Origin of the sequence: uncultured Lactobacillus sp. (assembly GCF_948948975.1) — a bacterium.
Classification (GTDB): domain Bacteria; phylum Bacillota; class Bacilli; order Lactobacillales; family Lactobacillaceae; genus Lactobacillus.
Genome location: NZ_CARBVX010000003.1, coordinates 79946 through 96001, shown reverse-complemented (window position 1 = coordinate 96001; position 16056 = coordinate 79946). Strand labels below are relative to the sequence as shown.

The 16056-nt window shown below is 34.5% G+C and carries 11 protein-coding genes; 9 read left to right on the top strand and 2 right to left on the bottom strand.

Annotated elements, in window-relative coordinates; translation table 11 throughout:
• Positions 1-16: 16 nt before the first annotated feature.
• The 5 genes from Q9R40_RS02400 (at position 17) to Q9R40_RS02380 (ending at position 7332) form a co-directional block, all read left to right on the top strand.
• On the top strand, positions 17-607 hold the full coding sequence (locus Q9R40_RS02400; RefSeq protein WP_300592161.1) for an iron-sulfur cluster assembly protein: 591 nt from the start codon (positions 17-19) through the stop codon (positions 605-607).
• Positions 607-1803 (top strand): DUF438 domain-containing protein, encoded by a 1197-nt coding sequence (locus Q9R40_RS02395; protein WP_304676152.1) that lies wholly within the window; start codon positions 607-609, stop codon positions 1801-1803. The genes Q9R40_RS02400 and Q9R40_RS02395 overlap by 1 nt, the downstream gene beginning before the upstream one ends.
• 103 nt (positions 1804-1906) lie before the next feature.
• Positions 1907-3124: an MFS transporter gene (locus Q9R40_RS02390; protein WP_304676195.1), complete on the top strand. Its 1218-nt coding sequence runs from the start codon at positions 1907-1909 to the stop codon at positions 3122-3124.
• A gap of 118 nt (positions 3125-3242) precedes the next feature.
• Positions 3243-4238 (top strand): tagatose 1,6-diphosphate aldolase, encoded by a 996-nt coding sequence (locus Q9R40_RS02385; protein ID WP_304676151.1) that lies wholly within the window; start codon positions 3243-3245, stop codon positions 4236-4238.
• A 133-nt stretch (positions 4239-4371) separates the two neighbouring features.
• Positions 4372-7332, top strand: coding sequence for an LPXTG cell wall anchor domain-containing protein (locus Q9R40_RS02380; RefSeq protein ID WP_304676150.1), 2961 nt, complete (start codon positions 4372-4374; stop codon positions 7330-7332).
• A 75-nt stretch (positions 7333-7407) separates the two neighbouring features.
• Here the strand turns inward: Q9R40_RS02380 and Q9R40_RS02375 are convergent, their stop codons facing one another.
• Complete coding sequence (locus Q9R40_RS02375; protein WP_297938743.1) at positions 7408-8166, bottom strand: MurR/RpiR family transcriptional regulator; 759 nt, start codon at positions 8164-8166, stop codon at positions 7408-7410.
• Positions 8167-8287: 121 nt separating this feature from the next.
• On the opposite strand from Q9R40_RS02375, the gene pfkB reads away from it, so the two are divergent.
• Complete coding sequence (pfkB, locus tag Q9R40_RS02370) at positions 8288-9214, top strand: 1-phosphofructokinase (protein ID WP_304676149.1); 927 nt, start codon at positions 8288-8290, stop codon at positions 9212-9214.
• A 118-nt stretch (positions 9215-9332) separates the two neighbouring features.
• Here the strand turns inward: pfkB and Q9R40_RS02365 are convergent, their stop codons facing one another.
• Positions 9333-10229: a hypothetical protein gene (locus tag Q9R40_RS02365; RefSeq protein WP_304676148.1), complete on the bottom strand. Its 897-nt coding sequence runs from the start codon at positions 10227-10229 to the stop codon at positions 9333-9335.
• 165 nt (positions 10230-10394) lie between these two features.
• Between Q9R40_RS02365 and Q9R40_RS02360 the strand changes: the two genes are divergently transcribed.
• The 3 genes from Q9R40_RS02360 to Q9R40_RS02350 all read left to right on the top strand — a co-directional run bounded on the left by Q9R40_RS02360 (position 10395) and on the right by Q9R40_RS02350 (position 16050).
• Positions 10395-12344, top strand: a complete 1950-nt coding sequence (locus Q9R40_RS02360; RefSeq protein ID WP_304676147.1) for a M13 family metallopeptidase — start codon at positions 10395-10397, stop codon at positions 12342-12344.
• 141 nt (positions 12345-12485) lie between these two features.
• Positions 12486-14192 (top strand): cell division protein, encoded by a 1707-nt coding sequence (locus Q9R40_RS02355; RefSeq protein WP_304676146.1) that lies wholly within the window; start codon positions 12486-12488, stop codon positions 14190-14192.
• 199 nt (positions 14193-14391) lie between these two features.
• Positions 14392-16050, top strand: a complete 1659-nt coding sequence (locus tag Q9R40_RS02350; RefSeq protein ID WP_304676145.1) for a phosphoenolpyruvate carboxykinase (ATP) — start codon at positions 14392-14394, stop codon at positions 16048-16050.
• Positions 16051-16056: the final 6 nt, after the last annotated feature.

Sequence of the window (16056 nt, the reverse complement as noted above, 5' to 3'; positions counted from 1 at the left end):
TTTTTTAGGTGAAAAGATGCAAGAAAAGAATTTGAAATTAGTAGATAAAATTATGACTGCTCTTCAAAGTGTCGAAGATCCAGAGTTATTGATTGACGTAGTCAATCTAGGCTTGATTTATGGAATCGATATTGAAGGAGATCATGCAACAATCAAGATGACCTTAACTATTGTGGGTTGTCCCTTATCTACATATCTACAAAACGCAATTGAAAAAGCAGTTTTATCTGTGCCGGAAATAAACACTTGTGATATAAAGTTGGTTTGGTATCCAGTTTGGAATCCAGAACGCATGACAGTAGCTGCTAAAAAACAATTGGGGATGCTTGATAATGAGCAAGCACTTGACCAAGAAAATGAAATTGAAGAGACAGAGCAAAAAGAGAAGATAATTGATTTTTCTGTTCCAATAAAGAAGCTGGCTGAAGAATATCCAGATTTTATTCAAATTATGTATGATTGCGGCTTTACTAGAATTAAAATCCCAGGTTTGTTGGCTACCGTAGGAAGAGTAATGACGATTCCGCTTGGTGCACAAGCTATGAAAATTGATTTAGATAATATAAAGCAGGCGTTCGAGGATAAAGGCTACAAGGTGATTGATTAATGAAAGAACTAGATAAGGAACGACAACAAGCTATTTTAAAAATTTTAAATTTTATTCAAGACGGTGGAGAGCTTGAAGAAGCAAAGAAAATGTTTCAAGCTGCCTTTGATCAAGTTGACGTGGCTGAAATCACTGCAGCAGAAAGAGAATTAATTGCTCAGGGCCTTGATCCAAGAAAGATCCAATATTTGTGCAATGTTCACGCTGATGTTTTTAAGGGTAATATTAAGGAAAATAAGGAGAATTCTGAGTTTGAAAAACCAGGTCATCCGGTTCATACCTTCAAGCTAGAGAATATTGTCCTTAAGTCCTTGGTAAATGATGCGTTATTGCCAGACTTAGCTAAGTGGGAAAAGGGAGATAAGGGTGCACTCTCAAAGCTAAGACAGGAATTAAAAGACCTGGCCAAAATTCACTATCATTATGCTCGTAAAGAAACTTCAATGTTTCCCATTATGACTAAATATGGAATTACTGCACCACCGAAAGTTATGTGGGGCGTTGATGATAAAATCCGAAAACTTATTGGTCAAGCTAATTTACTTATTAGTCAAAAAGATATTAATAAAGTTGAAGTGTCTAAGGCAATAAAAGAGACAGCACATGAAGTGCTTGAGATGATTTTTAAGGAAGAAGAAATCATGTTGCCAATGATTGATGAAGTTGCCAGTGAAGAAGACTGGGGCAATGTCAAAAATGAAGAAGAACAGATTGGCTATACCTTGATTCAAAAACCAATGAATTGGAAACCTAAGGAAAAGCCTAAAAATGATGGGGCACTTTCTATCGATAAATTAAGTAGCTTAGCACTAAATTTCGCAGAAGGGAGCTTGAATTTAGAACAATTATCTGCAATTTTAGACTTATTGCCTTTTGCATTAACTTTTATTGATGAAAATGATAAAGTAGCTTATTTTGGCGGAGGCGCCAATATTTTCCCTCATTCTAAAAATGCGATTGGCAATAGTGTTTATTCTTGTCATTTACCTGAGAGCGTACCACGAGTTAAAAAGATTTTTGACGATTTTCACCAAGGGAAAAAAGATAAGTATGAGTTTTGGTTTAAGCCAAGACATATGGGACGATACTTATACTTACAGTATTTTGCTGTGAGAAAAGATAATAAATATTTGGGCTGTTTAGAGGTTGCCCAAGATGTTACTGATATTAGAAATTGGAAGAATGAAAAGAAATAATTAGAAGACTCTACCTTTGGGCGGAGTCTTTTTTACGCTCGTGCAAAAATGTTTATTAATTGCTAGACTGAATGTAAGAATATAGAAGAAAAGGGTGAGAGAGTTGCATAATAAGGGAAATATTCAACCCGATGATGAGATAAAGTTACATTGGCTTCTTTTAGGTGAGTTATTTACCTGGATTGGAGCCAGTTTTATTTGGCCATTAACTTCAGTTTATTTGAATAAAAGACTCCATGTTTCTTTAGCTATGATTGGAATAGTACTTTTATTTAATTGTTTGGCCAATATGCTTGGTTCATTTATTGCTGGCTGGGCATATGATCATTTCAATCCATACTATTTAATTATCGCCGGCGCTGGTTTAGATGCCTTAGTACTATTTGGGATGGCTGTTAATCATACTTGGCCAATTTATTGGGTTTGGATGACTTTGACTGGTCTACTGGGCGGCTGGAATGGTGCATTAATTAATTCAATTGCGACTAGCATTAAGTCTAAGCCCGGTCGATATGTCTTCAATACAATTTATTTTGCACAAAATCTTGGTGTGGTATTAGGGACACTCATTGTAGGTTATATCTATGATTATTCAGTTACAATGTTATTTGTAATTGCAGCAAGTCTTTTTGTGATTGTAAGTATAAATGCAGTTATTAATTATCGACCAATTATTAAGTTTCATTTAGAAAGAAAAGCGCAACAAAATAAAGATAGTAAAAATAAGGCAACTCCGATGCCTGCTGCCAATCTAAAGCTGACTATTGGCTTTTTCGCTACCTTAGCTGTAATTTGGTTGATGTATATGAACTGGGAATCTAACCTTTCAGTTTACATGGTTTCTTTGGGAATTCCTTTTCATTTATATAGTTTACTGTGGACGATTAATGCCAGCATTATTGTGATTGTTCAAGCATTTTTAAGTCGTTTTCCTAACACATTTAAGAACTTGTTTCATCAAGTAGTATTTGGAGTTACTATGTTTGCTATTTCTTTTGTAACCTTAATCTTTGCAAAAGACTATGCTCACTTTGTATTTTCAATGGTTACTTTAACGCTTGGTGAATCAACAGCAATGCCGGCGATGCCCGCATATGTAAATGACTTGTCACCTAGCGATAGTAAAGGTAAATATCAAGGCTTAACAATTTCAACGTCGGCTGTTGGGAGGGCATTTGGCCCTTTATTTGGAGGCTTAGTTATTGATAAGTTTGGCTATATCAATTTCTTTATTGTTGCCGCATTTGGTATTTTTATGATGTTAGCCATTATTGTTCCCCTTCATACGAGATTAAAAGGACAGCTGAAAATATTTAGGTAAATTTTTACATGATTTTTCTTATTAAGTGAAAAGCTTTACAGAATGAAAGCGATCTCTTCTTTTTATGAAAGCGCAATCTTATAATATAAATGTGCGGTAAATGAAAAGGAGATACACGATGAGAAAGATTTCACCTGCAGTTGCAAAACATATGGATAATTTATCTAATGAGGCTGGCGTAATCAGCGCATTAGCAATTGACCAAAGAGGATCATTAAAACGAATGTTAGCAGAGGCAGCAAATAAGCCTGCTGATGAAACAACAATTGTTGATTTTAAGGAGGCTGTTTCTGGCGAGTTGACGCCATACGCTTCTGCCATCTTGACAGATCCAGAATATGGTCTTCCAGCAACTAAGGTTAGAGATAAGAATTGTGGTTTATTATTATCTTATGAAAAAACTGGTTATGACACTACTGAGCCAGGTAGAATGTGTGATTTAATTGATAATCAATCAGCACTGAGAATTAAAAATGATGGTGCAGATGCAGTTAAGTTCTTACTTTACTATGATCCAGATGAAAGTGATAAAATTAATGACAAGAAGAAAGCTTTTGTTGAAAGAGTAGGAGCTGAAACTAAAGCAAATGGATTACCATTTTTCCTTGAATTATTAACTTATGATGGGAAAGTTGATGATGCTAAAGGCGAAGAGTATGCAAAGGTAAAGCCTGAAAAAGTCTTCAAAACTATGGAAGAATTTTCTAAGCCTCAATATGATGTAACAGTTCTTAAAGTTGAGATGCCATTTAATATTAAGTTTGTAGAAGGCTATAATGGCGACAACAATGTTGTTTATACTCAAGAAGAAGCAAAGAAGTTATTGAAGAAACAATCCGATTTAACCGATTTACCATATATCTTTTTATCAGCTGGTGTAACTTCAGAAGAGTTCATTGCAGAGATTAAGATGGCTGAAGAAGCTGGTGCTGACTTTAATGGTGTTCTTTGCGGACGTGCAACGTGGAAGCCAGCAATTAAGCCATTTGCTGCTGAAGGAGAAAAGCAAGGTAGAGAATGGCTTTCAACTGAAGGAAAGAAAAATATCGAGAACTTAAATGATGCACTTAAAAGTGCAAAATCATGGGAAGATAAGTTAGAAATCGAAGAATAATAGCTGAATTATTTAAATGAAAACAAGGTCAGAAGTGGCCTTGTTTTTTGTATAGATGAACCTAGGTCCAACCTTGAAAAAACATACTTAACGCAATAAAATAAAAAAGGAATTGTTAATTTGGAGGAAAACAATGAAAGAATTGAAATATACAAGTTTGGCTGTTGCAGCATTAACAGCTACTCTTTTAGCAAGTACTAATAATAGGAAAGTTCAAGCTGCTACAAGTGATAAAAATAACACTGTCGTTGTAGCAAAATCAGATAAAGAAAAATTACAAGATGCTGTTAATCAAGCACAAAATTCAGTTAATAATGCCCAAGCAAGTGTAGATAGTAAGAAGAACGAACTAGCTGATGCACAAGCTCAGGCAAAAGCACCAAATGATGCCTGTGATGCTCAACAAGCTAAGGTAAATGATAGCCAAAAGAATCTTTCTGATAAACAAGCTGCTGCAAAACAAGCGCAAGATAAGTTAACTAGTGCAAGCGAAGTAGCAAAGCAAGCAACTTCAGAAAATATTCAAAAGACCCAAAAGAATATTGCTGCACAGCAAGATGCAATTAAAGCTGCTAAGCAAAATGTCAGTGATGCAAATGCAGATTTAAATACAGCACAAAGTCAATTAGCGACTGCTAAACAAAAACAAGCTGATGCCCAAAATTTAGTTAACAGTAAAGAAGCTGCAAAGAAAACCGCTGATAATAATGTTGCTAACGCTGAAGCTGCCGTTAAGAATAGTGGACTAGATGAAGCAAAACAAAATGTTCAAAAAGTTCAAAACGCATTAAATGATATTAAGAAGACAAATGCGGATAACGAATCAGTTTTGTCTAAGAATCAAGCTGCTTTAGCTGAAAATAATCAAAAGATAGCAACTGTTAATAATAATCTTGCAGTGGCAAACAAGGCTGTAGTAGATGCTCAAAACAATGTTAATGCTAAACAAAAGGCGCTGGCTGATGCACAACAAGCTTTGAAAGACTTACAAGATCAAGTTGCTCAAGATCAAGCAAGCGGAGCAGCTGGTTTCTTTAAGGCAATTGCTGATAATAAAGATAATTCTGAAAGTTTAAGAGAAGATGCTCAAACGGCATATAACATCATCACTGGTCAACCAAATGCTTACCAGGATATTACTGTAGAATGGGCTAAGAAAGCTGTTAAATTAGGCCAGGAAAACGACTCAACATCTTTAGCTAACGTAGAAAAGGCTCTGGAATACTATCAAGAATGGATGACTTATCGTGATAAGTATGGTTTGAGTCACCCATCAATTTCATTGACTGCTGTTGCAATTGCAATGCTTAGCTCTGACTTTGAAGGATATACTCGTGAACTTAACCACCCAGCTTTACTTCAAGGAAAATATGGTCCGTTTTATGAAACTGAAGAAGATATTGCATTTGGTACAGACTATTACGATCCTGTAGACATGTGGATGAGTGAAAAGGGGATTATTGATAAATACATTAAGCAACACCCTGAAGCAGCTCAATATAGTTTTGAAAAGAATCCATTAACTGAACAAGAATATTATAGAAACCTAAATTACTGGGATGAAATTCCTGATTTAGGAACTATTGGTCACTATACCTCTATGATTAAACCAAACGCTAATTTTGTTGGATTGGCTACAAATAATTATCCGCTTGCACCATTTATGTCTGGAGCTACTAGTATGGATGAAATAGAGTTTGATGAAAATGCTAATGGGATGGCCTTTTCTGATTACCAAAACTTAGTTCATTCATATGTTCAAAATGTTACCCAAGATAATAATATTAAAAATCTTAAAGCTAACGTAGCAACTGCAAATCAAAACCTAGTTGCAGCACAAAATGCAGTTAAATCAGCACAAAATAACGTTCAGAGTTTACAAGCTAACCTAGCAGAATTAAACAATGGTTCTGCTAAGATCAATAAGGCAATTTCTGATACGCAAGCTGCTCTTGCTAAGGGCCAAGAAAATCTGGAATTTGAACAAAAACAATTAGATCGAGCAAATCAAAACTTAGCAGATGTTCAAGCTAAAGTTGGTACAAAAGCAAAGGCTTTGGATGATGCTAAAGCTGCCCAAGCTAAAGCAGCAGAAGCTGTAGCTCAAGCACAAAATATTCTATCTGAAGCTACTGCTACTGTTAAAGCAAGTCAAGCCAAGGTAGATGCAGCACAAAATAATGTTCAAGTTAAAGATAATAATTTAAAGAGTGCCCAAGCTGCTTTGGATTCATTGAATCAAACTTTGAACAATTTAGAAAATTCACAATCAAATCTTTCTGCTGCTCAAACAGCTTTGAATAAGGCAAACGATGACGTAACTGTTGCTAATAAGGCCGTTAAAGCTCAACAATTAATCTTAGATACTTTGAAGGAATCTAAAGCGAAAGCTGATGCACAAGTTACAAACGCATCAGAAGAACTTAAGAAGGCGGAAGCAGAATTAGGTGCTGAACAAAGTAAGCTTGAAGCTGCTAAGGCAAGGTTAGATGCATTTAATAAGAAAGAAACTGAAAACAGTCATAAAGAAAATTCTAATGCTGAAAATCCTGTAACCCCAACCAACAAGCCTGACACTAGTCATGTTGTAAAACCTTCAGATAAAACTGATGAAGGTAACACTGTAAAGCCAACGGATAAGCCGGATTCACATAGTGAAGCCTCAACAACTAATTCATCTGAAACTACTACAACTGCTACTCAGTCAGATGTAAAGGATACTGATACTGTAAAAGAAAATGCTAAGGTAGATCTTAAGACTAACAATAAGTCTGAAGAAAAATCATCTACTGTTAAGATTGTTGAAAATAGTGATAGTTCAGCGGTATCAGTTGTCTTAACCGGTTCAAATACTCCAGTTAAGCCCTTTGGAGAAAAGACAGTTAACGGTACTACTTACTACAAAGTTAGTGCAAATCGTTGGGTTAACACTGATAAAGCCCATATAGTTGCTGTAACTGGTGATGTAACTACTAATAAATTGCCACAAACTGGTGCAAAGAATGAGCTAATTGCAGCTCTTTCTGGCTTAGCAGTTGCAGGGGCTAGCTTAGTTAGCTATCTTGGTATTAACCGTAAGAAAAAGAATGATTAATTTATAAAATCATATACTGATATAAAAAAGAGTTGATAAGATCAACGTTGAAAAACGAAGATTATCAACTCTTTTTTATTGTCTAGCAAAGCCGGTTCTAACTGAATATGCATCCGAAAAAATACGGGTCATGATTTGTAAGGGTAATCGAGAGCGTACTTCATAATCAGGAAAATAGTTGGTTTTTGACATGTAGCCCATAAAAGTCAATGTCGAAAGCGAAGCAAGCTGTCCATTAGGATTAGTAGTAAAGGCAATAGTAGGAACATCATGACGTGATAAATTTTTTGCAGCTTCAACTAATTCCGGAGTATTACCATTTAAGCTAATAAAAATAACCAATGCATCATCTTTAATTCTTTTAGAGGCGGTCTTAATAATATTTGGATCAGAATGAAATTCAACATATTTTCCTGTTAATTGCAATTTAACCATAATTTCTTGTCCAATTGATTCTGATAGACCACGTGCAAAAATATAGACAACGTTTGCTTGTTTAGTCATTGAAATGCTGTCTTCAATGTTACTGTAGCTAAGATTATGGAGAGTATTGTTCATTTCAATTTCATTTTTTGTAATCACACTCTTAATTTTATCGTCTGCATCATTTAAGACATCAAAATTACTATTGGAGCGATCCTGCAGTTTTAGTGACTCTCGGTAAGATGTATAGCCGCTATAACCCATTTTCTGCATAGTCCTGACGATTGTAGCAGTTGAAACATGAGCAAATTGACTTAATTTAACAATCGACATTTTTGCAATTTTTTGGGGATTTTTTTGAACTGTTTCCCACAAATGGAGTTCTGCATTACTAAGATCATTATTTTGCATGTATGTACCCTTTCTGTAAAACTTTACCACTTATTAATTAAAACGCTTTCAATTTAGAAAAACCTTACCTTCTTATCTAAGTATACTAATAATGTAAGCGGTAAGAAAAGGAGAAAAGCTCATGATTTATACAATAACACTTAATCCGGCAATTGATTTGGTAATTATTACTAAAAAATTAGAACCAAATATTGTTAATAGAACTGAGAAATTTGAGCTTCAACCTAATGGTAAGGGTGTAAATGTATCATTTATTTTGAAAAAAATGGGTATAGAAAATATGGCGACCGGAATTGGAGGTGGCTTTACACTTGATTACATTACAGCAGGCTTAAAAGAAAAAGGTATAAGTAGTAACTTTCTTAAAGTTAACGAACCGACTAGAATTAATGTTTTTACTCGGGTATTAGATCAAAACAGAGAATACAAAGAAGTAAATCCTGGTCCAGAAGTAAGTGAAAAAGTTCAAGATGAGTTTTTAAAGTATTTAAAGACAACACTAAAAGAACGCGACATTTTAATTATTTCTGGAAGCTTTTCTAAAGGAATTAAACAAGATTATTTAGTTAAAATTGCAGAGATTACGGCTGATAAAAATGTAAAGCTAGTAATTGACTCTAGTTCTAAGGTTGTTTTAGATACTTTGTCATATCATCCTTATTTACTAAAACCAAATGATCAAGAATTAGCTAGTTTTTTTGATCTAAATGAAAAATTGGATCAAGAAAAAATTATTAAACTAGCTCGTAAGTTGATTAATGCTGGTTGTAAAAATGTTTTAGTCTCTCTAGGAGAGTCTGGTGCGGCTCTAATTGATAAAAATCATGCTTACTTTGGTAATGCTCCTAAAATTTCAGTACTCAATACAGCTGGAGCTGGTGATACCATGCTCGGTACATTTATTGGGAAAAAAGAATTGGGATGCGACACAACAGAGGCATTGAAATGTGCAATAGCCGCCGGTAGTGATACTGCGAGTCGAACGGGACTAACAGATTTTGAATCAGAAAAATATTTAAATGAAATTCATGTAAGTGAAGTTAAGTGATAGAAGGGATGAAAAAGCTGACTCAATATGATTTAGTCGGAGCAACTGGGTGTTAGATCTGGGATACCATCAGTAAAAATAAAGATTCTATTTGTGGAATAATGATCTTATATCATTCTTATTTAAGTTTAAGACGTTTAATTATTAAAATAATTAGTACTCCTACTAGACATAAACTCATGCCGACTAAAATTAGTTTTGAATTGAAATTAATTTTAGTTTTTTTCTTAATTTTTTTATTTACATGTTTCTTACTTTGTGTTGCTTTTTTAGAAGAAGTAGTAGATGAAGAAGCTTTAGAGGATGATGAACTTAGATTTGAAGATGATTGATTTCGAGTTGAATATCTATAATTTTCCTCTTTAGTTTTATTAGGATCATAGCCTAGATATTTTTGAAATAAATAGAGAGCCCGAGCGGTTGGTTGGTAGCCAGCTGAATCAGTAGGAAGTGGATGTCCTAAAAAAGACATATATGCATGGTAAATATCATGGAGATTTACGTTGCCATCATCATCGATCTGTAGACCATCTTCATTAAGCTTAGGTTTTTGTGCTTCATTACTATCCTCATTATTTTTGGCGTCCTCTAACCCTTTTTGCATTTTTTTATAGGTATCAGAGCTAGTTTTAACCATAAGCCATTTGATTTCTGTTACACCGCTTTTATTTTTCCAGTCGACTGGAACCATAGCTGAAGGATTACCCACAAAGGCATATCCTTTAATATTAATAGGATTAATTCCACCATCATCAAACATACGATGTGGACTATCTGTGTAGCCGACTTGAGTTGCTAGGAGATAACGCCCTAAATATTCATTTGTATCCTGATCGTATATTTTAACGTACAATTTCTGCACACTACGTTCATGTGTTTGAGAAGATTGTGGTTCAGAATTAGAATCTGTTTCTTCGGCATGAGCAATATTAATGAATGTAAAATTAGAAAAGATAACAAATAAAATCACAATTAATTTATATATAGAAAATGAATGTGGAAATGTGGTTTTCATTATTTTTTCTCCTTCTTAAATGTAGATCTACTTATATTATCTAAGAGTCGATGTAAAAAGACTATCGTTAAATAATGAAATGATTATGTTTAATCATAGACTAATAATTTTAATAATGATATCATTTATATAATTACTCATGAATTACAAGGAGGAATTTTATTAATGGCATTACTCAATGTACGTGGCGGTGTGGGTGATATTACTAAGCCCGATCTTAACGCAAGACCACAAGATAATCTTTACCTAGCAGTGAACTCTGAATGGATTGAAAAAGCAAAAATTCCTTCAGACCGTTCAAGAATTAGTTCTTTTGATGGCATTGATTTGAACATTGAAAAGAGCTTAATGCAAGATTTTGCTGATTTTGCAGATAGTAAAAAGAATTTGCCAAATGTTCCTAATTTTGAAAAAGCAGTTGAACTTTACAAAATTGCTAATAACTTTGACAAGAGAAATGAAGATGGGGCAAAGCCAATTAAAGCTGACCTTGAAGAAATCACTAGTTTACGTAATTTAACTGATCTTAACTTAAGAGCAGCCGATTTCTATAAGAATGCTTTTGACTTACCAATTAGTGTGTCAGTTGATGCGGACATGAAGGATACTAAAGTTCATGTTGTATACTTTGGCGGACCTGGTTTATTCTTGCCTGATACTACTACTTATGACAATCCTGCAGCAGCTGACTTATTGAAGGTATTACAAGATCAATCTGAAGAATTACTTAAAATGGCTGGCTTAAGCGAAGAAGATGCTAAGAAGTATGTAGAAGGGGCATTGAAGTTTGATAAGAAGCTTTCTAAAGTTCTTAAGTCAACTGAAGAATGGGCAGATTATCCAGCAATGTATAACCCAATGTCTTTAGCTGAATTTGAAGATAAGTTTGATAGCTTTAAGATTGACAACTTCTTAAGTAATTTATTTGCTCAAAAGCCTGAGAAGATTATTGTCACTGAACCAAGATTCTTAGATCATGTTGAAGAATTAATTAACGAAGATAACTTTGATGAAATTAAAGGTTGGATGGTTGTTAAGTTTATTAATGGTGTAGCTGCATATCTTTCTCAAGATTTCCGTGAAGCTGCTTTTCCATTTAGTCAAGCTTTGTCAGGACAACCTGAACTATCATCTGGTACTAAACAAGCTTATCGTTTAGCTAATGGTATGTTTAGCGAAGTAGTTGGTGTGTACTACGGTCAAACTTACTTTGGCGCTGAAGCTAAGGCTGACGTAGAAGATATGATTCATAAGATGATTGACGTTTATGAAAAACGTATCTCTGAAAATAATTGGCTATCTGAAGACACCAAGAAAAAAGCAATTGTTAAATTACGTGCTTTGATTTTGAAGATTGGTTATCCAGAAAAGATTGAAGAAATCTATGATCGTCTTCAAGTTGTCCCTGAAGCAGAAGGTGGTAGCCTTTACTCTAATGAAAGCGCAGCTGCTGTAGAATCAGTTAAGTACAACCTTGAGAAATTAACTCAACCGGTTGATCGAACTGTATGGCTCATGCCTGGTAACTTAGTAAATGCATGTTACGATCCACAGAGAAATGATATTACCTTCCCAGCTGCAATTTTGCAAAAGCCATTCTATGACTTGAAACAATCTCGTAGCTTAAACTACGGTGGTATTGGTGTTGTTATTGCACACGAAATTTCTCACGCCTTTGATAACAACGGTGCTAAATTTGATGAATTTGGTAACTTGAAGAATTGGTGGACAGACGAAGACTTTGAGGAATTTAAGAAACGTACTCAAGCCGAAATTGATTTATTTAACGGCATTGAATATGGTCCAGTTACCTTGAACGGTAAACAAATTGTTTCTGAAAATATTGCTGACCAAGGTGGTTTGACTGCTGCTGTTGAAGCTAATAAGGGTGAAAATGGAAACATGAAGGAAGTATTTGAAAACTTTGCTCGTGTTTGGGCAAACAAGCAACTTCCTGAATCAATTAAGACACAAGTTTCAGTTGATGTTCATGCTCCTGGTCCTGAAAGAGCTAACGTTCAATCACAATGCCAAGAAGAATTCTACAAGGCATTTGATGTTAAGCCAGAAGATGGTATGTGGTTAGACCCAGAAAAACGTGTTGTGATTTGGTAAAAAATAAAAACTAATTTTAGAATCAAATGGCGAAAGCTGTTTGGTTCTTTTTTCATTGTTTGCAAAAAGAAATTATTAATAATATTATGAATTGGTATTCTTATCACTTAAGACAATATTCTTAATTAGAAAAGGTTAAACATGTTAGAAAAAATAAAAACTAATAAATTTTGCCAATTCATCTGGCCATATTTATTAATCATCTTGGCTACAACCATAGTCATTTCACCGCAGCTAATCTCACATACTATTTTAGCTAGTGATGACACTGCTGATACCTTATTTCACTATAGTCGCTTTTATGATGCAGGGATGCAGCTTAAAAGTGGAATCTTTAGCATTTTCCAAACTAATTTTACTTTTCAGCAGAGCGGAAGAATTATTAATGCCATTTATGGGCCGCTTTTCGCCTATTTTAACGGGATTTTAGTTCTTATTGCTGGTAATTGGTTTAACTATCAAGTTATCTTAGCCTATCTAATTTCTTTATTGGGTGCTGGGAGTATGTATTACCTCCTAAAGCAGGTAGGTATTAATAAGCTTTTAGCTACTGTAATGGGAATTATCTATATTAACATTGGGATGATTCCAGCCTTTATCAATCGTAGTTCTTTTAATGGGTGGGGACAGGCTTTAATGCCATTAGTTGTTTTATGCGGTGTTCGCATGATTTGCGATAAAAAACGACCAATTAACTGGATTCAGTTAATGGTGGTAATGAGCCTGCTGATTCAGGTTCATGTTTTAAGTACCTTAATGGCTGTATTATTATTGATTCCATTCTTTATTTACTCTTTAATTATTAATAATAATTCTAGAAAAGTTTGGATTCCTTTTATTAAAGCGGTTTTAGGAACCATTGTCTTATCAGCAAATGTGATTGGTGCATTTTTAGTTTTAATGCCGACGAATCACCTTTCTGCGACTACTGAATTTGATTTGTCTCGTGGCGGATTGCGACCACATATGCTTTGGCACAACGAATATGGAACAGCATTTGCTTATATTTTGCCAATTTTTGTTTTATTAATTATTGCGCAATTTATCTATGTTGTCATGCACTATAAACGAGACAGGCTAAATACTTTTGTAACCATTTTGGGTACTGTCTTACTGGGCTTATCTTCTTTTGTTTTTCCATGGGGATTAGTTCAAAGAGCTTTCCCAAGCTTAAAATCCTACTTTCAATTTCCATTTAGATTAACTGTTGTTGCATATCCATTGATTTTACTAGGGATGGCTTTAACGGTTAACTACTTGCTAAAAGAGGGAGTCAAGCCAAAAGCAGTTGGTATTAGCTTGGTAACAATTTTACTTTTAGAAGCAGCTGTGCCAAATATAATTACCAACCACATTTTCACAGTTGCTTGTCGAAAAGATGCACAAGTTCAAGTTGTTGCTAAACGGTCAACCAGTGACAAAATGCTAGAAATGTTGAAGTGGCATTATTTACCGGACTACTTACCAACCAAAGACAAGTCGATTGATCAAAATGCAGCTTATCTATATAAAGTTAATGTTGTTGAGCGATACCAAAAATTTGATCACAGAGTTACTAAAAATGGTGATTTAGTATTATCTTGGAAAGCTAATAAAGCTAATAAGATAGTTTTACCTGTTGTGCTTTACACGCAAAGTGAACTAACAGTGAATAGTAAGAAATTCTCCGGTGCTAAAAATATAATTGGGAATCCAATTGTTAATCAAAAAGCTGGATTAAATCGCGCTATTTTACACTTTGCCGTGCCAAGCTGGTTCTATGTAATTAGTGCAATTTCATTAATTTCTTGGCTTTTAGTTATTGTATTTTTACTATGGAAAAAATTTATAAATAATAAAAACAATTAAAAGATATCGAAATCATATATAAAAGCAGTTCCTTAATAAGTTAAATGTATTAGGGAATTGCTTTTTGTTTGTATGGGTTATTTACGATTAATATCAATTTATTTTTCAATTAATACATGGCTATAGTTAACTTGTTATGTTATTATTTAACTGTAATAATTGAAACCGCTTTCTATGGTTTCAGAGGAGGAAACTTAAGTTGAGTACACAAGAACGTTATTCTCATGATGAGTTAAGAAAAGCTAACAAAAAATTTAGTCGGGTTCGTTCTACTATTGAATCTGCCTTTTATGGTAACAATGTACACGAAGTAACTAGTGTTGCTGAAGCTTATAATTTAGCTAAGAAACAATCTGGTGTTATCGAAACTGACCTACCAATTTTACATACTAAAGAACTCGGTTTACCACAGGGTGCAAAGCAATTAGTTTATAATCACGGTAAAATCTTGGGTAGAACAGCAAGTGCACGTCACTTTGTAGATGATCCAAAAGAGGATCCTGAAGCATTAGCTGGTAATTTACGTGAAGATATTTATAAGGGCCATGATCAAAAATTCTTAAAAGCAACAGTTTTAGTAGGATTAGATCCAAGCTTTACTGTTAAAGCACATATTATGATGCCAGAAGACCAAGCCTTTAACTTACTTTCGTATATCTTGAATTTCCACTTCTTTGATGAAGAAGCAGAAAAGATCTATAAGAAATCGAAGTTATATGATGAAGGAGATATTTACTTCTACTTTGATCCAAATACACAAGATGAAGACTATCCAAAGGGTTTTGGTGTCTTTGATGCTCCACATAACTGTGCTGCAGTCTTTGGCTTACGCTACTTCGGTGAATTAAAGAAGGGTACTTTAACTCTTGCTTGGGCTATGGCTCACAGAAACGGTTATACTGCTTGTCACGGTGGTGAAAAGTCATTCCACTTTAAGGATAAGGATGATAAAGTATTTGCTTTCTACGGCTTATCTGGTTCAGGCAAATCTACTTTGACTCATGAAATGTATGATGGTAAATATGATATTACTGTTTTGCACGATGATGCATTTATTATTTCTCGTGAAGATGGATCTTCAGTAGCATTAGAGCCTTCATACTTTGATAAGACGCATGACTATCCAGCAGGCCACCATGAGACTAAGTACTACACTACAATTATGAACTGTGCAGTTACTCAAGATGAAGATGGTAAGAAAGTTATTGTAACTGAAGATCTTCGGAACAATAATGGTCGTGTTATTAAGACACGTTATACTTCACCACATAGAGTTGACTATGAAAATGCACCAATCACTGCCTTATTCTGGATTATGAAGGATGGTTCTTTGCCACCAATCTTAAAGGTTGATGATCCAGTTCTAGCAACTACCATGGGACTTACTTTAGCAACTAAGAGAACTAGTGCTGAAAACTTACCAAAGGGCTTTGACATGAATACTTTGGTAATTGAACCATTTGCGGACCCATTCCGTGCTTACCCAGTATCTGGTGACTACTCAGACTTTAAGGAATTATTTACTAAGCGTGGAGCTTCTTGTTACATTCTGAATACTGATGCATTCATGGGTAAGGATATTCCAAAGGAAGTAACTAAGAAGTTAGTTGAAGATCTTGCTAATGGTACTATCAAAGACAGTGACTGGAAGCAATTTGGTAACTTCAAGGGTGTATCATACTTGCCAATTGAAGGCTACGAAGTTCACTTAGATGACCCTGAATATCAAAAGACTTTGGGTAAGAGAATGCAAGATCGGTTAGACTGGTTGAATAAGTATGATGAAGAACACCCTACTCAACCAATTCAAGAAGAAGCTAAGAAGACCTTGGAAGGTATTATTAAGGAATTAAATTAGTTAAAC